This window comes from Specibacter cremeus (assembly GCF_003946885.1).
In the GTDB taxonomy this organism is placed as follows: domain Bacteria; phylum Actinomycetota; class Actinomycetes; order Actinomycetales; family Micrococcaceae; genus Specibacter; species Specibacter cremeus.
This window is the reverse complement of record NZ_RWKQ01000002.1, coordinates 93627-112197: the sequence shown is the minus strand read 5'-3', so window position 1 is coordinate 112197 and position 18571 is coordinate 93627. Positions and strand designations below refer to the sequence as shown.

General features: G+C 70.2%; 18 protein-coding genes and 1 tRNA gene. 10 read left to right on the top strand and 9 right to left on the bottom strand.

Features of this window, described 5'->3' with window-relative positions; translation table 11 throughout:
- Positions 1-3 precede the first annotated feature (3 nt).
- The 9 genes from EJC77_RS01205 to EJC77_RS01165 all read left to right on the top strand — a co-directional run bounded on the left by EJC77_RS01205 (position 4) and on the right by EJC77_RS01165 (position 9075).
- Entirely contained in the window at positions 4-414 is a 411-nt protein-coding gene (locus EJC77_RS01205) for a TOBE domain-containing protein (RefSeq protein ID WP_125609739.1), read from the top strand.
- Entirely contained in the window at positions 411-1229 is an 819-nt protein-coding gene (modA, locus tag EJC77_RS01200) for a molybdate ABC transporter substrate-binding protein (protein ID WP_125609738.1), read from the top strand. Before EJC77_RS01205 ends, modA begins: the two co-directional genes overlap by 4 nt.
- A complete protein-coding gene (locus tag EJC77_RS01195) occupies positions 1216-2076 on the top strand; it encodes an ABC transporter permease (protein ID WP_240629627.1) in 861 nt (286 codons plus the stop codon). The genes modA and EJC77_RS01195 overlap by 14 nt, the downstream gene beginning before the upstream one ends.
- Positions 2073-3125 carry a sulfate/molybdate ABC transporter ATP-binding protein gene (locus EJC77_RS01190; RefSeq protein WP_125609737.1) on the top strand — a complete coding sequence of 351 codons (1053 nt, stop codon included), beginning with the start codon at positions 2073-2075 and terminating at the stop codon, positions 3123-3125. Before EJC77_RS01195 ends, EJC77_RS01190 begins: the two co-directional genes overlap by 4 nt.
- 172 nt (positions 3126-3297) lie before the next feature.
- Positions 3298-4029: an IclR family transcriptional regulator gene (locus EJC77_RS01185; protein WP_205786749.1), complete on the top strand. Its 732-nt coding sequence runs from the start codon at positions 3298-3300 to the stop codon at positions 4027-4029.
- Complete coding sequence (locus tag EJC77_RS01180; protein WP_125609735.1) at positions 4016-5776, top strand: hypothetical protein; 1761 nt, start codon at positions 4016-4018, stop codon at positions 5774-5776. Before EJC77_RS01185 ends, EJC77_RS01180 begins: the two co-directional genes overlap by 14 nt.
- Entirely contained in the window at positions 5773-6561 is a 789-nt protein-coding gene (locus EJC77_RS01175) for a hypothetical protein (protein ID WP_125609734.1), read from the top strand. The genes EJC77_RS01180 and EJC77_RS01175 overlap by 4 nt, the downstream gene beginning before the upstream one ends.
- 26 nt (positions 6562-6587) lie before the next feature.
- A complete protein-coding gene (locus EJC77_RS01170) occupies positions 6588-7547 on the top strand; it encodes a dipeptidase (RefSeq protein WP_125609733.1) in 960 nt (319 codons plus the stop codon).
- A 106-nt stretch (positions 7548-7653) separates the two neighbouring features.
- Positions 7654-9075 carry an MFS transporter gene (locus EJC77_RS01165; RefSeq protein ID WP_164520268.1) on the top strand — a complete coding sequence of 474 codons (1422 nt, stop codon included), beginning with the start codon at positions 7654-7656 and terminating at the stop codon, positions 9073-9075.
- A gap of 58 nt (positions 9076-9133) precedes the next feature.
- Here EJC77_RS01165 and EJC77_RS01160 read toward each other — a convergent pair.
- The 7 genes from EJC77_RS01160 to EJC77_RS01130 form a co-directional block, all read right to left on the bottom strand.
- Positions 9134-9207, bottom strand: a tRNA-Met gene (locus tag EJC77_RS01160).
- A gap of 128 nt (positions 9208-9335) precedes the next feature.
- Positions 9336-9722 carry an SHOCT domain-containing protein gene (locus EJC77_RS01155; RefSeq protein WP_125609731.1) on the bottom strand — a complete coding sequence of 129 codons (387 nt, stop codon included), beginning with the start codon at positions 9720-9722 and terminating at the stop codon, positions 9336-9338.
- 140 nt (positions 9723-9862) lie between these two features.
- Positions 9863-10639, bottom strand: a complete 777-nt coding sequence (locus EJC77_RS01150; RefSeq protein ID WP_125609730.1) for an enoyl-CoA hydratase — start codon at positions 10637-10639, stop codon at positions 9863-9865.
- Positions 10636-11574, bottom strand: a complete 939-nt coding sequence (gene mmsB, locus EJC77_RS01145; RefSeq protein ID WP_125609729.1) for a 3-hydroxyisobutyrate dehydrogenase — start codon at positions 11572-11574, stop codon at positions 10636-10638. Before mmsB ends, EJC77_RS01150 begins: the two co-directional genes overlap by 4 nt.
- A gap of 44 nt (positions 11575-11618) precedes the next feature.
- Positions 11619-12677 (bottom strand): enoyl-CoA hydratase/isomerase family protein, encoded by a 1059-nt coding sequence (locus tag EJC77_RS01140; RefSeq protein WP_125609728.1) that lies wholly within the window; start codon positions 12675-12677, stop codon positions 11619-11621.
- 27 nt (positions 12678-12704) lie between these two features.
- Positions 12705-13841: an acyl-CoA dehydrogenase family protein gene (locus EJC77_RS01135; protein ID WP_125609727.1), complete on the bottom strand. Its 1137-nt coding sequence runs from the start codon at positions 13839-13841 to the stop codon at positions 12705-12707.
- A 51-nt stretch (positions 13842-13892) separates the two neighbouring features.
- A complete protein-coding gene (locus tag EJC77_RS01130) occupies positions 13893-14834 on the bottom strand; it encodes a cytochrome b/b6 domain-containing protein (protein ID WP_125609726.1) in 942 nt (313 codons plus the stop codon).
- 276 nt (positions 14835-15110) lie between these two features.
- Between EJC77_RS01130 and EJC77_RS01125 the strand changes: the two genes are divergently transcribed.
- Positions 15111-15644, top strand: coding sequence for a MarR family winged helix-turn-helix transcriptional regulator (locus EJC77_RS01125; protein WP_240629625.1), 534 nt, complete (start codon positions 15111-15113; stop codon positions 15642-15644).
- A gap of 98 nt (positions 15645-15742) precedes the next feature.
- Here the strand turns inward: EJC77_RS01125 and EJC77_RS01120 are convergent, their stop codons facing one another.
- A complete protein-coding gene (locus EJC77_RS01120) occupies positions 15743-17161 on the bottom strand; it encodes an enoyl-CoA hydratase/isomerase family protein (protein WP_125609725.1) in 1419 nt (472 codons plus the stop codon).
- Positions 17158-18411, bottom strand: coding sequence for an acetyl-CoA C-acetyltransferase (locus tag EJC77_RS01115; RefSeq protein WP_240629623.1), 1254 nt, complete (start codon positions 18409-18411; stop codon positions 17158-17160). Before EJC77_RS01115 ends, EJC77_RS01120 begins: the two co-directional genes overlap by 4 nt.
- Positions 18412-18571 lie beyond the last annotated feature (160 nt).

Below are 18571 nucleotides of genomic sequence, written 5' to 3'. Positions count from 1 at the left end.
TGCATGACACAAATTCGCGTCGCCGAGGCGGCCCGTTTCCTGGGCGTCAGTGACGACACCGTCCGGCGCTGGCTCGAGAACGGGACGTTGCACGGCGGCAAGGACGGCCAGGGCCGCATCGTCATCGACGGGCTGGAATTGGCCACGCTGGCCCGGACCCAGGCGCAGCTCCCGGACGACCCCACGAACGTGGGCAGTTCCGCCCGCAACCGGTTCGTCGGCCTCGTCACGAACGTCCTCATGGACACGGTCATGGCCCAGGTGGAACTGCAGTGCGGGCCGTTCCGCGTCGTCTCGCTCATGAGTTCCGAGGCGGTCCGCGACCTCGGCCTGGAGCCGGGATCGGTGGCCACCGCCGTCGTGAAGTCCACCACCGTCATCATCGAGACCCCCACCGGAGGGAAAACCCCATGAAGCCGTTCGCCAGGCCCGTCGCCCTGGCCATTGCCCTGCTGCTGGGCGGCACGGTGGCCGGTTGCGGAACCAACGACGCCGGGTCCCCGGCCGGGAGCGGCGGCTCGCCGGCATCGACTGCGGGGGCCTCGGCGACGTTGTCCGGCACGCTGACGGTCTTCGCGGCCGCGTCGCTGACCGGCACGTTCACGCAGTTGGCGACGGACTTCGAGGCCGCGCATCCGGGAGCCAAGGTGTCGCTGAGCTTTGACGGCTCCTCCACGTTGGCCACCCAGATCATCGCGGGCGCCCCCGCCGACGTGTTCGCCTCCGCGGACACGAAGAACATGACCAAGGTCGTCAACGCCAACCTCATCGCCGGCAAACCCGTCACCTTCGCCACGAACAGGCTGGAGATCGCCGTCCCGCCGGCCAATCCCGCCAACATCACCTCCTTCGCGGACCTGGCCAGGCCGGGTGTCAAGGTCGTCGTCTGCGCCGCGCAGGTCCCCTGCGGTGCCGCCGCCAGGGCCGATGAGGCGTCCGCCGGGGTGACGGTCAAGCCCGTCAGCGAGGAGCTCAACGTGACGAGCGTGCTGGGCAAGGTCATCGCCGGCGAGGCGGACGCCGGGCTGGTGTACGTCACCGATGTGCACGGAGCCGGCGGCAAGGTGAAGGGCGTCCCCGTCAACATCCCGCGGGCGACCGTCAACTCCTACCCGATCGCCGGCGTGTCGTCCTCCAAGCGAAGCCCCCTGGCCGCCGCGTTCATCGCGTTCGTCACGGGCGCCCAGGGGCAGGCAGTCCTCAAGGACGCGGGATTTGGCGCGCCCTGACGTCTGGGAATTCCGCGCCGTCCCGCGCTGGATCGTGGCGTTGGCGGTCCTCGGCGCGCTGTTCATCCTGCTGCCGCTGGCCGGCATGGCCGCACGGGTCAACTGGCCGGACTTCGTGGCGCTGGTCACCTCCGATTCGTCCCGTGCGGCGCTGTTCCTGAGCCTGCGCACGGCCGCGGCCAGCACCGTGCTGTGCCTGCTGCTGGGCGTGCCGCTGGCCATCGTGCTGGCGCGCGGCAGCTTCCCGGGGCAGCGGCTGCTGCGCGCCCTGGTGCTGCTGCCGCTCGTGGTGCCGCCCGTCGTCGGCGGACTGGCGCTGCTGTACACCTTCGGACGCGAGGGGCTGATCGGCCGGGCCCTCGACGTGGCCGGCGTCAGCATCGCGTTCTCCACGACGGCGGTGGTCATGGCCCAGACGTTTGTCGCCCTGCCGTTCCTGGTCTTGAGCCTGGAGGGCACGCTGCGCACGGCCGGGCAACGGTACGAGGCGGTGGCGGCCACGTTGGGTGCCCGGCCGACGGTGGTGCTGCGCCGGGTCACGCTGCCGCTGGTCCTGCCCGGGCTGGTCTCCGGGGCGGTGCTGGCCTTCGCCCGCAGCCTCGGCGAGTTCGGCGCCACACTGACCTTCGCCGGCAGCCTGGAGGGGGTCACCCGGACGTTGCCGCTGGAAATCTACCTGCAGCGCGAAATCGATCCCGACGCGGCGATCGCACTGTCCCTGCTGTTGATCGCCGTGGCCGCCGTCGTCGTCGCCCTCACCTACCGGGCCCCCCGCCGCCGCCACACCCGTCCCAAGGGCCGGCCGGCCACGGCCGGGCCGCCGCCGCGCGAAGCGGCCACCCCATGACCCTGGCCATGTCGGCCCGGCTGGCGCAACGCAACCTTGACTTCTCCCTCACGGTGGGGGACGGCGAGACGGTGGCCCTCATGGGTCCCAATGGCGCCGGCAAGTCCAGCGTCGTGTCCCTGCTGGCGGGGCTGCTGCGCCCGGAGGCCGGCCGGGCCGAACTGGACGGCCGGGTGCTGTACGACGCCGAGCGCGGCCACTGGCTGCCGCCGCACGCACGGGGCACCGGCCTGCTGGCCCAGGACCCGCTGTTGTTCCCGCACCTGAGCGTGCTGGAGAACGTCGCGTTCGGCCCCAGCAGCACCGGGGCGGGACGCGCCGCCGCCCGCCGTGATGGCCGGCGCTGGCTGCAGGCGGTGGACGCGGCCGACCTGGCCGACCGCCGCCCGGCCGAACTCTCCGGCGGGCAGGCCCAGAGGGTGGCCATGGCCCGCGCGCTGGCGACCGAACCGGCCCTGCTGCTGCTCGACGAGCCGATGGCCGCCCTGGACATCCACAGCGCGCCGCTGCTGCGCCGGCTGCTCAAGCGGGTGCTGGCCGGCCGCCAGGCCGTCCTGGTCACGCACGACGTGCTCGACGCCCTCACGCTGGCCGACCGCATCATCGTCATGGAGCACGGGCGCATCGTGGAGCAGGGCCCGCCGGCGGCCGTGTTGGCCACCCCGCGCAGCCGCTTCGCCGCCGGCCTGGCCGGCCTGAATGTCATGACCGGCTCGCTGGTGGCCGGCGGGCTGCTGACGGACGACGGCGAGCACGTCGCCGGCCGCTGGGCGCCGGGGGCGGCCGCCGACGAGCGGGCCGGCGCCGGGACGGCCGCGTTCCCGCCGTCGGCCGTGTCGGTGTTCCTGGCCGCACCGCACGGCAGCCCGCGCAACGTCTTCGCGCGCACCGTCACCGACGTGGAGCCGCACGGCGACCAGATCCGGGTTCGCGCCGGGGCGTTGGCCGCGGACATCTCCCCCGCAGCGGCCGCTGACCTGGCCTTGGCCCCGGGGACCGACGTCGTCCTGGTGGTCAAGGCCGCCGAGGTGGCCCTCTATCCGGCCTGACCGGGGCACTTCCCGCGCGGCCGGACGGGCGCGCGGGGCAAGCAAACGCCAAGAAACCCCTTGACAGCGTGATCGGCATCACCTAACGTCGTGTCACCAAATACGAGACACTGTCACAGAATATGAGACACGAACGATGAATGCAAGGGGTAATCCGGCCGCGACCCCGGCAATGGGTTCCGGACTGAAGCTTCTGGCACTGCTGGATGAAATCGGCACGAGCGCGGACGCCGTCACCATCTCGACGTTGGCACGCAAGATGGGCCGGCCCCGGGCGGAGGTGCACCGGCAACTGGTCACCCTGGTCACGGCCGGCTGGATGGCCCAACGCGGCGACGGCGCCTATGCCCTGACCCTTCGCCCCGCCCTGGTCGGCCAGGCGGCGCTGCACCACAGCGGCATGTCCGAACGGATCGAGGAGCTCCTCGAGGAGCTGGCCCGGTCGACGGGTGAGGCCGCCTCCGTGGCGGTGTTGGACGGCGACAGCGCCCGCATCGTCCAGCGAGCCGAGCCCGGCCGCGCCCTGCGCGTCACCCTGTCCCTCGGCGCCAAGCTCGCCCTGTGGGACAGCGCGACCGGCCGCGTGCTCATGGCGTTCTCCCCGTCGGAGACGGTGGCCGCACTGCGTGATCGCGGCGTCCGCGTGCCGTCGGACGAGGAGCTGGCCCTGGTGCGCCGCGACGGCCACGCCAGTTCGCTGGACCAGCCTGGCGACAACATCCTCGGCATCGCCGTCCCGGTCGATGACGGGCCAGGCGGCGTCGTACGCGCCGTGAGCATCAGCGGCCCCAGGGAACGAGTCGACGTCGGAGCGGCGCTGCAAAGCCTACGGGATACCGCCGCCGCCATGAACGAACTTTTGTCAGTCAACAACACGTTAGGAGTCCGCCATGCGCTGGGCTGAAACCCTGGAAGACCTGCTGGCCTCGAACGCCACGCCGGGCACCGAGACCCACGGCGGCCGCAGCGCCGCCGACCTGCTGCTGGACCCCGACCGCCTGATGCGTCCCGAACGGCTGGGCGCGCTGGCACCGAGCCGGATGTCGGCGAGCCGATCGCTGGTGAACAAGATGATCACGGAGAAGTGGTCGGTCGAACTCGCGTCGCTGGACATCGACGCATCGGCCCGCGGGCGGGCCATCTACCGAATCTGCGCGGGAGCCTGGACCTTCAGCTTTGTCGCCTATTCGTTCGAACCCGTACTGGAGGGCCGCACCGGCCGCATCATCGGCCAGAACTGGGACATGGCCGGTTCCCTCGTTGAGGGCGAGATCAGCGACGCGGACGTCGAGACGACGGCAGTCGAGCTGCCCAAGCTGTACGCCGGCCGGGCCACGCCCGGCACGCTGGTCTGGTGCCGGTCGAACCGGAGCCTGCGCCTCTTCGACCACGTGGTCGACCGGCTGGCGGATGGCGTCCAGCCCGACCTGGACGAGCTGTGGGGAGTCGGCTACCTGATGCGCAATACCGGGCTGGACGGCAACGGCACGTTCGGCACCCGGTCCTTCCTGGCCCTCGAGGCCGACCATCCGCTGCGGGTCCCCTACCACGCGCAAATGCTGGCCGCCTACCTGATGCGCGAATTCTCCGTCGACCTGGTCGAGCACATGGCCCGCCTGCGCAACCCGGGGGCCCCACGGCTGGCCCCCGAACTGCGCCGGTGCCTGGGCCTGGGCAACGGCTCGGCGCTCGGCCTGGTGTTCTTCACCAATACGCACCCCGTGCTCATTGACCGCTGGCTGTCACTGCGCCAGCGCGCGATGGTCCGAGCGGCCGGGTTGCCGCTCGACGACGGCCGGGGATATGGCGACCATCTGGCCGGCGTGCTGGCCCGGGCCCTGCGCTTCTACGCGGAAGACCCCTTCACCTACCTCGCCTTCGAGGATCCGGGCTGCATCACCAGCGACCTGCAGTGTGCGTTGGACGACCTCGCCAGGCTGCGCACCGATGTACCGACCGCGGTGGCGGGGGACCTGCTCAGCCGGCTCGATGGCGTGGTCAGCGCCGAGGCGTGGGAGGTGGTGGCGGCCGCCCTGCTTGAGCTCATCCCGGACCAGGTGGACGAGCTGACCGCCGATGCCGCGGTCCACGAGATCCTGCAGGGCGCCCCGGGCGCCACGGTGGCCCAAATGCGCACGTTGCTCTCCACCGAATACGCCTGGGCGCTGCGTATCGACATGGACGCCCCGGGTGCCCGCGCCTATGTCTGGTATAAGTCGCGGGACGCCGAGGAACCCCGGCGCGGCCCCGCCGACGAGGTTCCCGACGGCCGGAACTGGGCCCTGGACCTGCCCGGCGACCTGCAGCGGCTCGACCGAGCCCTCGCCGGGGCGCCGGCCGGCGAAACGATGGCCCGTTTCCTGGCGACCAGGCCCGAACTGCGCGGCATCGCCGAGCGGGCGCAGGGACTGGGCGGGACCCTCTACCACTCACCGCACATGAACATGCTCGACGAGGCGTTCCGGCCAGTACACATCGTCCGGTTCATGAACGCCGCCTTCCACGGCCTGGACCGGACCGTCGACTCCCAGGACCGCAACGTCCTCGGGCTGCTGTTCCAGGGCGCCCCGACGCGTGACGAACTCGAATCCGCCCAGGAATGGGCCTACCCGGCCAAGCCGGCCGGCAAAGCGAAAGGAACCGCCCAGTGAACGCAACCATCGACGTCTCCCTCCGGGAACTGAAATTCACCGTCGGCAGGGCCCTCCATGCCGCCGGAGTGGCCGCCGGGGCGGTAAACCCGGTCCGTGACCTGCTCGTCGACGCCCAGGCCCTGGGGCACGACGCGCTGGCGGAGCTGCATCGCTCGCTGCCGCAGCTGCCGGCCCACCACGGGGCGATCCGCGTCAGCCGCCTGAACGGCCACCTGTCGATCGACGGCCTGGGCCAGCCTGCCTTCCTCATCGCCCCCGCCGTGCTGGACCTCGGCGTCGCCGAAGCGGCCGGGCACGGCGGCGCCGTCGTCGAGGTCTCCAACTGCACCGGCCCCGGCATGCTGGCCGCACTGGCCGGCAGGGCGCACCTGCACGGGCTTGACGTGTCCGTCCTGGCCGGGTCCGGTCGTGGCGTCACCACCACCGTGGGCCAGCAGCCCGGACGGGCCTGGACGAACGGAACGACGGCGCCCGGCGCCCTGCTGCTGTTCTCCGCAGGCGACCGGGCGGCCGGGCCGCCGACGCCGAGGGACGCGGCCGGCGGGCACATCGCCCGGCTCCTGGCCGACGGCAGCCGGGTGGATGCGGACCTCTGGTGGGCCGTATACGACATCTCCAACGGCGCACTCACGCCGGATTCCATCCTCTCCCGCCAGCATGCCGGCTCCTCCGTGCTGGACGAATTCGGCCAGATCGTCGGGGAGATCGGCGAAGACGACGACTACCCACAGATCCAGGCCATGTCCCGGACCGCCAGGCTTGCGGAACCCACGAACAACTGACCGGCCACCCGACCCAAAGGACCATCATGCTCTTGATAGACGGACTTGAATGCAGCAACTACAACAGGGAGATCTTCCGCGAACTCCACGACGCCAAGGTGTCTGCCGTCACTATCACCGCCGCTTTCTGGGAGGACGCGTTGGAGACCATGGACGAACTCGGCCGATGGAATGACCGGGCACGGAACAACGCCGACCTGATCACCATCGCGCGCACGGCGGAAGACATCGAAAGCGCCGCGGCGGGCGGTCGGACGGCCGTCATCCTGGGTGTGCAGAATTCAACACCACTCAACGACCGACTCCGGTTCGTCGAGCTGTTCCACCGAATGGGCCTGCGCGTCATGCAGTTGACGTACAACAACCAGAACGCCGTAGGGGGATCCTGCTACGAGCCGGAGGACAGCGGGTTGACCCGTTTCGGGCGGGAGGTGGTGCATGAAATGAACCGCGTCGGCATGCTGGTCGACCTGTCACACGTCGGCAACCGCACCAGCCTCGAGGCCATCCACGCCTCCGAATCGCCCGTCGCCATCACCCATGCGAACCCGGCCAGCCTGGTCGAGCATCCGCGCAACAAGCCGGACGACGTACTGAAGGCACTGGCCGACGCCGGCGGGGTCCTGGGGCTGGCCACCTACAACAACATCGCCGGCGACTACGCCACAAGCCCGCAGGCGTGGGCGGACATGGTGGCCCGCACCGTCGACCTCATCGGCATCGACCACGTCGGCATCGGGACCGACCTGGGCCAGAATTCCGGCGATGGGGATCTCGACTGGATGCGCCGGGGACGCTGGACCCGCGACGCCCAGCCGGGTGCCGCCCTCTCGAACGTGCCCGAACAGGACTGGTTCCGCTCTCCCACGCACTTCGAGGCCATCACGTCGGCACTTCGCGACCATGGCCGATTCGAGGAAAAGGACATCGACGCCATTCTCGGCGGCAACTGGATGCGTCTCTACCGAGGCGTATTCAAGCCGTGACCCGACACCGCGTGATCCCGAAGCCACCGCTTCGCACGCAACCAACAACCAAACCCTGCCGCACCCCACGGGCAGGTTCCTGCTCACCATAATCCTGGAGCACACGATGCTAGAAGAAATTTCTGACAACGACGTCACGCCGCACATGCACCAGCATGCGACGGCCGCACAGCTTTACGCGCGCCTCGACCGCCTGCCGATGACGTGGGCCCAAGGGCGGATTCTTCTCCAAGGCGGCATCAGCACCACCCTGGATGGCCTCGACAACGGCATAGTTTCCTTCATCCTCCCGGTGGTCGCCACGGCGTTCGCCATGACCGGAACCCAACAGGGGCTCTTCGGCAGCGCCGCCCTGGTCGGCGCTTTGCTCGGCGACCTCGCCCTCGGCGTCTTGGGCAATCGGATGGGCCGGCGCAACCTGCTGATCTGGTCGCTGGTGGTCTACAGCGGCGCGATCCTGGTCGGGGCCCTCGCGCCCTCCTGGCAGTTCCTCCTGGCCACGCGGTTCCTGGCAGGCATCGGCATCGGCATCAGCGTCAACGTCGTCGTCCCGTACCTCGCGGAATTCGCCCCGCCGGCCAAACGATCCCACTACGTGGGCTCACTGGCCGGGTTCTTCGGGCTCGGGTTCGTCCTGGCCGCCATCCTCGGGTTGATCATCCCCACCTTCGATGGCGCCTGGCGATTCGTCCAGGTCCTAGTCGGGCTCCCCGTCCTGCTCGCGTTCTGGTGGCGGCGGGCACTGCCCGAATCGCCGCGGTACCTGCTCATGCACGGCCGCGTCGACGAGGCCGAAGCGGTCGTCGAGGGACTTGAACGCCGCGTCGTCGCCCGCACCAAGGCACCCCTGCCGCCCGTGCCCGAGGCGTCCCAGACGGTGGCGGCCGCACGTCCCTTCAGGGAAAAGCTCGGCGCGCAGCTTGTGCTGATCTGGGGACGGGCCCTGCGCCGGCGCACGTTCGTACTGTGGGTCATCACCATCACCCTCAGCTTCGCCTACTACGGGTTCCTCACCTTCCTGCCCACCCTGCTGATGCAGCGGGGCATGTCGATCACGGAAAGCTTCAGCTACAGCTTGCTGGTCGAGATCGCCCAAGTCGTCGGCTACTACCCGGCGGCAGTCCTCGCGGAGAAGCTCGACCGCAAGTGGTCGCTGGCCATCTTCATGGTGCTCAGCGTAGCCAGTGCCGGCTGGCTGGCGGTCGCCCCGTCCAGCGGCCAGGTGTTGATCGCCAGCATTTTGCTCGGATTCTTCCTCAACGGCGCCTACGCCCCGCTGTACGCCTACTCGGCGGAGATCTACCCGACCGAGTCACGTGCCGCGGGCACCGCGATGTCCGACGCCGCGAGCCGGATCGGGGCTGCGCTGTCCCCGGCCATCATCGGCGCCACGTACGCGTCCATCAAGTTCGGCGGCGTCTTCGCCATGATCAGCGTGGTGCTGTTCCTGGGCGTGATCGTCATCGTGACCATGGGCATGTCGACCAAGGGCCGGTCACTGGAGGAACTGGGCGCGCTGGACGCATAGGATCATCCACGCAATACGGAAATCCCCCGGCCAATGGCCGGGGGATTTCCTGTTCGAGTTGCGGGGACAGGATTTGAACCTGTGACCTCTGGGTTATGAGCCCAGCGAGCTACCGAACTGCTCCACCCCGCGTCGCTCGAACTACTGTACAGGCGAGGGCGCCCGGAACCAAACCGGGCGCATTCTCGTGGTGGGCCCACAGCTCCGAGGGGCCCCGCTGATGACGCGCTCGCGCGGCTTCAGCGGGAAGGAGCTGGGGATCAGGCCATGGCCTTGGCCTTCAGCGTGGCATATTCCGCCTCGGTGATGGCGCCCTGGTCCAGCAGCGCCCTGGCCGAGGCGATCTGCTCGGCCGGGCTCTGGTTCGCGGCCAGCCGGCGGACGTACTGCTCGGCCTGCTGCTCGGCGTTGGCGGCAACGCGGGCGCTGCGGGCGGCCATGCTGGCGCCGCGGACGATCAGGTAGACCAGTGCCGTGAGGACCGGGATCACGATCAGGAACAGGAGCCAGATGGCCTTGGCCCAGCCCATCAGCGTGGAGTCGCGGAAAATGTCCGCCACAATCTGGAACAGCAGGATCAGGTAGGACAGGAACAGGAAGAAGACAATGATGGACCAAAGTGTTTCAAGAAAGTTCACGTAAATCATCCCCTCATGCGTTAAGTGCCACTGCGGGGAAATGGTTTATCCCCCAGTTTACGCGGCCAGCCTACCAGTTGCCGCGGGTATTCCTTCAAGTATTTCGTTTCGACATTCCCCGGCTCTGCGCCACCTTCCGCGTGCACCGCTTACCGGTGCCTGAACTCGGGCTTTCGCTTTTCGACGAAGGCCGCCATTCCCTCCTTTTGGTCGTCGGTCGCGAAACAGGCATAAATGTAGCGGCGTTCGAGCTGCACGCCGGCGGCCAGCGGGGTCTCAAACGCCGCGTTGACGGCTTCCTTGGCGATCATGGCCACGGGCTTGGACATGGACGCGATGGTCGCGGCCGTGGCCAAGGCGGTATCGAGCAGGTCGTCGACGGGGACCACCCGGGCCACCAGCCCGGCCCGTTCGGCCTCCTCGGCGCCCATGGTCCGGCCGGTGAGCACCATCTCCATGGCCTTGGCCTTGCCGATGGCGCGTGTCAGCCGCTGGGAGCCGCCCATGCCGGGGATCACGCCGAGCTTGATCTCCGGCTGGCCGAACGACGCATTGTCCGCGGCGATGATGAAGTCGGCGATCATGGCCAGCTCGCAGCCCCCGCCCAAGGCGTGGCCGGCCACGGCGGCGATCATCGGCGTGCGCACGCGGGCCAGTTCATCCCATGCGGAAAACCAATTGGACAGGTACATGTCCGCGAGGGACTTTTCCGCCATCTCCTTGATATCGGCGCCGGCCGCAAAAGCCTTCTTCGACCCGGTGATGACAATGGCGCCAATGCCCGGGTCGGCGTCGAATTCCCGGGCGGCGGCAACAATCTCGTGCCCAAGCCGGTCGTTCAGCGCGTTCAGGGCCTGCGGCCGGTTCAGGGTGATGACGCCCACGCGTCCATTCCGTTCGGCCAGGATGGTGTCGAAGTCGCTCACTCGGGTGTCCTGTTCTGTGGTGACGTGTTCCGGGCCGCGGCGCGGATGCTGTTGATGATGGCGGAAAAGTCGTTGCCGGCTCCGCCGTGGTCGGCGAAGTCACGGAAGATCTCGCCCGCGCGCCGTCCCAGCTCGGCGTGCACTCCCGTGGCGTCGAGCGCCGCGGCGGCCAGGCCCAGGTCCTTGGCCATGAGTGCGGCGGCGAAGCCGGGCCGGTAGTCGTGGTTGGCCGGGCTGGCGGGCACCGGCCCGGGGACGGGGCAGTTCGTGGTCAGCGACCAGCATTGCCCGGACGCGTTGGCGGCCACGTCGAACAACGCCTGGTGGGTCAGGCCCAGCGCCTCGCCGAGCACGAACGCCTCGCTGACGGCGATCATGGACACGCCGAGGATCATGTTGTTGCACACCTTGGCGGCCTGCCCGGCGCCGGGCCCGCCGCAGTGCACGATCCTCTTGCCCATGACCTCGAAGATGCCGGCCGCATCGGCGAAGTCCTCGGCGCTGCCGCCCACCATGAACGTCAGGGTCCCGGCCTCGGCACCCACCACCCCGCCGGACACGGGTGCGTCCAGGCCGCGGTGCCCGGCGGCGACCACGAGCTCGTGTGCCGCCCGCGCGTCGTCGACGGAGATCGTGGAGCACTCCAGGAACAGTGTGCCCGGCCGGGCCGCGGCCAGCAGTCCGCCATCGCCGTGTGCACCGCCGCCGAACGCGGTCAGCACGTGGTCGCCGGCGGGCAGCATGGTGATGACGACGTCGGCGTCGGCGGCCGCCTCGGCGCCCGATGCGGCGATGCCCAGCCCGTTGGCGCGGGCCGCGTCCAGCGCGGCCGGCACGACGTCGAACCCGGTTACCGGGTAACCGGCCGCGACCAGGTTGGCGGCCATGGGGGCGCCCATGTGCCCCAGTCCGATGAATGCGATCTTCCTGACCATTGTGCTGCCTTTCGTTGCCTCGACCCCGCCAGGCGGGGTCGTTGTCATCCCTGCAGGCCCAGTTCTCCGTCCCCGAGCGGCGCGAACGATTCCGTGACACGTGCCGCCGGCACGTCGGCGAGCGCCGCCGGCGCCCACACCGGGGCGCGGTCCTTGTCGACGAGTTGTGCGCGGATGCCCTCGGCGAAGTCGGGCCAGCGCAGCGCCCGCACGGAAACGCGGTACTCCTGGTTGAGCACGTCCTCGAGACTGCCAAGCACGGCGGCACGGCGCAGCGCGGCCAGTGTGACGGTCACCGCGGTGGGCGACTTGCCGGCGATCGCCCGCGCGGCCGCGTCCGCTTCCGGCGTGCCGACCGCGCGCAGCCGGGCCAGGATGGCGGTGGCGTCGTCGCCGGCGTAGGCCGCGTCGATCCAGTCGCGCTGCCCGGCCAGCGGCGAGGGCGGGGCGGTTTGCCCGTAGCGGCCGACGACGGCGGCGGCCGGCCGCTCGGCCAGCTCGCCGACCAGCGCCGGCAGTTGGGCGGAGTCCACGTAGTGGTCGGCCAGCCCCATGGCGATCGCGTCGGCGCCGGTCACCATGGCGGCGGTCAAGGCGGCGTGCGTGCCAAGTTCGCCGGGGGCGCGGGAGAGCAGGAACGTCCCGCCCACGTCGGGGACGAAGCCGATGCCCGTCTCCGGCATGCCGACCCGGGACCGTTCGGTGACGACGCGCACCGAGGCGTGCGCGGAGATGCCGACGCCGCCCCCGAGCACCACCCCGTCCATGAGTGTCACGACCGGCTTCGGGTACCGCGCGATCCGGGCGTTGAGCAGGTACTCGTCGCGCCAGAACGCCGTGCTGGCGGAGCCCCCGGTGCGCGCGTCATGGTAGATCTCGACAATGTCGCCCCCGGCACACAAGCCCCGCTCACCGGCGCCCGAGATCGCGACGGTGGTCACGCCGTCGTCGTTCTCCCAGTCATCCAGGGTGGCCGCGACCGCCGCGATCATCCCGTGCGTCAGCGCGTTCATGGTCCGCGGCCGGTTCAGGACGAGGTGGCCCAGCCCGCCGGTGCGGGTGACCAGGACATCCTCGTTGCCAGTCCTGCTGTTGTTCGCCATGCAGTCGATCCTTCCAGTCTGCTCCGGTCAATCGGCAACGGCCAGCCGGCCCACGATCAGGCGCATGATCTCGTTGCTGCCCTCCAGGATCTGGTGGACGCGCAGGTCACGCACGATCTTCTCCAAACCGTACTCGGTCAGATACCCGTAGCCGCCATGCAACTGCAGGGCCGTGTTGGCCACCGCGAAGCCGGCGTCCGTGGCGACGAGCTTGGCCATGGCGCACAGGCGCACCTTGCCGGGGGCGTTGCGGTCCAGCGCGTCCGCGGCACGCCACAGCAGCGTGCGGGCGGCCTCCAGGGACGTGTCCATGTTGGCCAGGTCGAACAGCAGTGCCTGCTGGTTGACCAGCGGCTGGCCGAACGCCACCCGGTCCTTCAGGTAGGCGATGGACTTCTCCAGTGCCGCCTGGCCGCCGCCGAGGGAGCAGGCGCCGATGTTGATGCGCCCGCCATTGAGCCCCTGCATGGCGATGCCGAACCCGTCGCCCTCGGCCCCGAGCCGGTTCGTGACGGGCACGCGGACGTCGCGGAGGATGACCTGGCGGGTCGGTTGGGCGTGCCAGCCCATCTTCTTCTCCTCCGGGCCGAACGACAGGCCCGGGACACCGTCGGGCACCATGATGGCCGTGATGCCGTGGCTGCCGGTGTCCGCCGTGCGGGCCATCACGATGTAATAGCCGGCCACCCCGGCCCCGGAGATGAACTGCTTGGTGCCGTTGAGGACGTAGTCGTCGCCATCGCGGACGGCCTTCGTGACCAGGGCCCCCGCGTCCGAGCCGACCCCGGGCTCGCTCAGGCAATAGCTGCCCAGCTTGGCCATGGAAGCGAGCTCGGGCACCCAGGCGGCGCGTTGCTCCTCGTTGCCAAACGCGTCGACCATCCAGACGACCATGTTGTGGATGGACAGGTACGCGGCCGTCGTCGGGTCCGCCTTGGCCAGTTCCTCGAAAATCAGCGCCGCATCCCGGCGGCTCAGACCGGACCCGCCGAAATCCTCACTGACATAGATGCCGCCCATGCCCAGTTCCGCGGCCTGGCGCAACTCGTCCACGGGGAAGTGCCCGGCCGCGTCCCATTCGGCGGCGTGCGGCGCGATGGCCGTGGCCGCGAAGTCGCGCACGGTTTCCAGGACCGCCTGCTGCTCGTCGGTGAGATCGTACATGGCCACTCCTTTGGCTTGCGGACACTGTTGTGCGGTTTACCGCTTTCCGGGCTACCGGCTGACGGTCCCCATGAGTGCGGCGATGGGACGCAGGAACAGCGGCCTAGCCAAGAACCAGGCCGCCACGATCACGACGAGCGAGGAGGCGAAGATGCCGAAGCCCCACCAGTTGACCACGTCGGAGCCGCCGTACATGTGGTTGAGGTTGCGCAGCGCGCCGGTGGCGAGCACCAGCGTCACGTGCACGACGATGAACAGCACGAAGTACACCATGGTGGGCAGGTGCACGGCCCGCGCGAGCTCGATCGGGTAGACCCGGTTGAGCCTGGCGGCCTTCTTCGGCCAGGCGCCGGACGTGCGCAGGCCGGTGATGATGGCCAACGGGGCGGCGATGAACACGGTGACGAAGTAGGTCAGCAGTTGCAGGGCGTTGTAGTTGACCCAGCCGTCCTCGGTGGGCCAGGCCAGCGACAGGTACTGCACGCCGGCGGAGATCGCGTTCGGGACCACGTCCCAGCGCGTGGGCACGATGCGCATCCACTGGCCGGTGGCGAACAGCGCAATGATGAAGACGAGGCCGTTGAGCACCCACAGCGCATCGAGCGTCAGGTGGAACCACAGGTCCAGGCTGATCTTCGCCGGCGCGTTGCGGGTCTTGATGAGCCCCTTGTTGTTGCGCGTCCAGTGCGCGGCCGGCCGGGTCACGGTGCGCACCTGCCAGCCCGTGCGGATGATGAGGACGATGAAGAACACGTTCAGGAAGTGCTGCCAGGCCAGCCAGCCGGGGATGCCCACCGGGGCATCGGCCGGCAGGGCCGAGCGTCCCGGGTAGTCGCGCAGGAACGACTCTCCGGCGGCCGACCCGGTGAACCAGCGCGCCAGCAGGACCAGGATGAACAGCCCGACGACGACGGCCGGGATGATCCAGGCCAGCTTGGTCCATTTGCCCCGCGCACCGTTCGTGCCGGGCGTTTTCTTCACTGTGGCGGACATGATCGCGATAAAACCTCTCGGGCGCGGCCGGACCGGGTGGCCGGGGTGCTGTGCGGGCGGGGCATGGCGCCCTCCCCCACTATGCCAAAATCCGCCGCCGCGTTCGTCACCGCGACGCCATGAAAGTTCACAGCCTGGATCATCCTGCCTTCCGTGCCTGCGCCGTTTGACACGGTGCGTGGTTCGTTGTGCCCGAGATTACTAGGATCTACTGGCAATTACTAGGTAGTCCAACTAAATTGGCGGTGTCAGGTTGTTGCTGGTGAGGAGGACCCCGTGGCCCGTGCCCCGTTGCCGATGGATCCGATCGCCGAGGCCCGGCGGCAATGGCTGGCGCACGGCTGGGCGGACGCCGCCGACGGCATGACGGCCGTGACCTCGCTCATCCGGGCGCAGCAGATCGTGCTGGCCCGCGTCGAGACGGCGCTGAAGCCCTTCGGGTTGTCCTTCGCACGCTACGAACTGCTCCAGCTGCTGAATTTCAGCCACGACCGCGCGCTGCCCATGGCGAGCGCCAGCGCCCGGTTGCAGGTGCATCCCACGAGCGTGACGAACGTCGTCGACCGGCTGGAGCAGGACGGACTGGTGCGGCGCACCGCGCACCCCACGGACCGACGGGCCACGCTTGTACTGCTCACGGACGACGGCGCCGCGAGGGTGGGCCGGGCGACCGCGACGCTGAACCGGGACGTGTTCGCAGCCCTGGGCATCCCGCCGGCACAGCTGCGCGACCTGGTGCAGACGATCGCCCGGTTCCGCCGCGAGGCGGGCGACTTCGTGGACCCGCCGGAACTGCCCGAGCCACTGTAGGCCTCCCAACCATGCTGCGCACTGTACGGCCCCGTAAGTTGCGCCACCGGCGCAGTGGCGCGACTTACGCCCTCGCATCCTGCGCAGAACGGCCAGTATCACAGGTATTCCTCCCCGCGCCCGGCCAGTGCGGCGAGCGACGCCGGCGGCTCGAACCGCGGGCCGTGGCGGTGGGACAGCTCGCGGGCGCGGGCCACGAACCGTGCCGGCCCGTACCCGTTCACGTACTGCAGCACGCCACCGGTCCACGGCGGGAAGCCGGCACCCTGCAGGGAGCCGACGTTCGCTTCCGGCACCGTGCGCACCATGGCGTCGTCCACCGCCCGGATGGCGGCCAGCGACCCGGCGAACAGGAGCCGCTCTGTGAGGTCCTCGACTGGCACGCGCCCCCTTGCGTGCCCGGGGGGCGCCGGCGCCGCGACCGGTGCCGGCGGGGACGGCGGCAACCCGGCCGGCAACCCGACTACGAAGCCGGCCTGGAAGCCGGCCTGGCCCGCGGCCTGCGCCACGGACGCCGGGGCGACGCCTTCCGCCAGCATGGCCAGTGCCTCGTCCCGGACGGCGTCGGCGATCCGGGCCGTGAAGGGCCCCGGCCCGGCCGCCCGGACGGCCCGCCGTTGCAGGCTCGAGGTGATCATGTTCGTGGACACCTGCCCGGTCGCCAGTTCCGTGAAGTATCGCGATTCGATGTCGCACGCCGTTTGGAAATCCACCTGGGCGCCCTCCACCGCGGCGGCCAGGATGGCGCGCGGCGCCGGGTCCGGCGCGCCGCCATGCGTCCGGCGGAGGATGGCCGGCAGCGTGGGCAGCCGGGAGGCCAGCTCGCCGCCGGACGGCGTGCCCCCGGGGATGGCATGGCCGGGCGCGTCCCAGGGTTGGCGGGCGCGGGGGTTGGCGTCGATCCACGCCCGGGCGGCGTCCGGTAGCGTGTCGGCCTCCTCGACGAGTTCGTCGACCAAGCCCAGGTCCAGGGCCTGGCCGGGCGTGAACCGCGGCCCGCCGAACAGCAACGTCTGCGTCGCCGCGATCACGCCGAACATGCGCACGCACCGCACCAGGCCCCCGGCCCCGGGCAGCAGGCCAACACCGGCGGCGGGCAGGCCGAGCACGGCGCCCCCGGCGTCCACAACGATCCGGTGATGCGCGGCAAGGGCCAGCTCGAACCCGCCGCCGAGCGCAGTCCCGTTCACCGCGGCAACCACGGGTACGCCGAGCGTCTCGAGCGTGCGCAGCCGCGCCTTGAGGTCCTGGGCGCGATTGAAGATCTCCTGCGCCTGGCCGGGTCCCGCCGCGCGGAACGGCTCCAGGTCGTCGTCGTCGAAGAACGTGTCCTTGGCGGAGGCCAGGATCACCCCGCGCAGGCCGTCGCGTTCGGCCACGAGCCGGTCGGCGGCGGCCCGCAGCGGCGCACCCCAGGCCGTATTCATGCTGTTGGCCGGCCGGGACGGGTCGTCGAACGTCAAGGTGACCACGCCGTCGTCGTCCCTGTCCCACCGGATGGGCCCCGGCACCGTCATCCCTCGACCCTCTCGATCAGCGTCGCCACGCCCATGCCGCCGCCGATGCACAGCGTGACGACGGCCCGGCGGGCGTTGCGGCGTTCCAGCTCGTCCACGACCGTGCCCACCAGCATGGCCCCGGTGGCGCCCAGCGGATGCCCCATGGCGATGGCGCCGCCGTTGACGTTCAACCGGTCGTCCGGGATGCCCAGGTCGCGTTGGTACCTGAGCACCACGGACGCGAACGCCTCGTTGAGCTCGAACAGGTCCACGTCGTCCACCGCGAGCCCGGCCGTGGCCAGCAGTTTGCGCGTGGCGGGCGTGGGGCCGGTGAGCATGATGGTGGGGTCGGCACCGGAGGTGGCCGTGGCGGCGATGCGCGCCCGCGGCGCCAGGCCCAGCCGCTCCCCCATCCGGGCCGAGCCGACCAGCACGAGCGCGGCACCGTCAACAATGCCCGACGAGTTTCCGGCCGTGTGCACGTGCTCGATGTGATCGAGCCAGTGGTACTTCGCCAGCGCGACGGCGTCGAACCCGCCGTCGGTGCCGACCGCCGCGAACGACGGCGGCAGCCCGGCCAGCGCGTCGGCGGTGGTTCCGGGACGCACGTGCTCGTCGCGGTCCAGCACGAGCAGGCCGTTCTGATCCCGCACGGGCACGATGGAGCGGGCGAACCGGCCCTCCGTCCAGGCCGCGACGGCCCGCTGCTGGGACGTGAGCGCGTAGGCGTCGACGTCGGCACGGCTGAAGCCCTCGACGGTGGCGATGAGGTCGGCGCTGACGCCCTGCGGCACGTAGCCGGTGTCGTCGTTCGTGGCCGGGTCCATGAACCAGGCGCCGCCGTCCGAGCCGATCGGGACCCGGGACATGGATTCGACCCCACCGGCGATGATGAGCTGGTCCCAGCCGGAGCGGACCTTCTGCGCGGCCACGTTGACGGCCTCGAGCCCGGACGCGCAGAACCTGTTCAGCTGCATGCCGGCCACGGTGTCCGGAAGCCCGGCCGCCAGCGCGGCGGTGCGGGCGATGTCCGCGCCCTGGTCGCCCACGGGGGTGACGACGCCGAGCACCAGGTCGTCGATGAGGTCCGGGTCGAGTCCGGGGTTGCGGCGGCGCAGTTCGTTGACGAGCCCGACGACGAGCTGCACCGGTTTGACGCCGTGCAGGGCTCCGCGCCGGCCGCGGCCGCGCGGGGTCCGGATCGCATCATAGATGAAGGCGTCGGGGCGCGCCTCGGCACTGACTGGCATACCGTCGCTGGCTGGCATACCGCCATCGTGCCGAGCGGGGCCCGCCGGTGTCAATCCGCCGGGGTTCCGGACACCGATCGGCTTCCGGAACGTCAATTGGTTGCAGGGAAGTGTCTACATTCAGCAGATCATTGATGCCCTGGCCAGGACATCGTTGATGCTTCCGACTGAAGATTCC

What these genes read in the sequence shown, in the direction of transcription:
- EJC77_RS01205 (WP_125609739.1), top strand. Translation starts at nt 4, where the DNA reads ATGACACAAATTCGCGTCGCCGAGGCGGCCCGTTTCCTGGGCGTCAGT.
- modA (WP_125609738.1), top strand. Translation starts at nt 411, where the DNA reads ATGAAGCCGTTCGCCAGGCCCGTCGCCCTGGCCATTGCCCTGCTGCTG.
- EJC77_RS01190 (WP_125609737.1), top strand. Translation starts at nt 2,073, where the DNA reads ATGACCCTGGCCATGTCGGCCCGGCTGGCGCAACGCAACCTTGACTTC.
- EJC77_RS01185 (WP_205786749.1), top strand. Translation starts at nt 3,298, where the DNA reads ATGGGTTCCGGACTGAAGCTTCTGGCACTGCTGGATGAAATCGGCACG.
- EJC77_RS01180 (WP_125609735.1), top strand. Translation starts at nt 4,016, where the DNA reads ATGCGCTGGGCTGAAACCCTGGAAGACCTGCTGGCCTCGAACGCCACG.
- EJC77_RS01170 (WP_125609733.1), top strand. Translation starts at nt 6,588, where the DNA reads ATGCTCTTGATAGACGGACTTGAATGCAGCAACTACAACAGGGAGATC.
- EJC77_RS01165 (WP_164520268.1), top strand. Translation starts at nt 7,654, where the DNA reads ATGCTAGAAGAAATTTCTGACAACGACGTCACGCCGCACATGCACCAG.
- EJC77_RS01155 (WP_125609731.1), bottom strand. Translation starts at nt 9,722, where the DNA reads ATGATTTACGTGAACTTTCTTGAAACACTTTGGTCCATCATTGTCTTC.
- mmsB (WP_125609729.1), bottom strand. Translation starts at nt 11,574, where the DNA reads ATGGTCAGGAAGATCGCATTCATCGGACTGGGGCACATGGGCGCCCCC.
- EJC77_RS01140 (WP_125609728.1), bottom strand. Translation starts at nt 12,677, where the DNA reads ATGGCGAACAACAGCAGGACTGGCAACGAGGATGTCCTGGTCACCCGC.
- EJC77_RS01135 (WP_125609727.1), bottom strand. Translation starts at nt 13,841, where the DNA reads ATGTACGATCTCACCGACGAGCAGCAGGCGGTCCTGGAAACCGTGCGC.
- EJC77_RS01130 (WP_125609726.1), bottom strand. Translation starts at nt 14,834, where the DNA reads ATGTCCGCCACAGTGAAGAAAACGCCCGGCACGAACGGTGCGCGGGGC.
- EJC77_RS01120 (WP_125609725.1), bottom strand. Translation starts at nt 17,161, where the DNA reads ATGACGGTGCCGGGGCCCATCCGGTGGGACAGGGACGACGACGGCGTG.
- EJC77_RS01115 (WP_240629623.1), bottom strand. Translation starts at nt 18,411, where the DNA reads ATGCCAGCCAGCGACGGTATGCCAGTCAGTGCCGAGGCGCGCCCCGAC.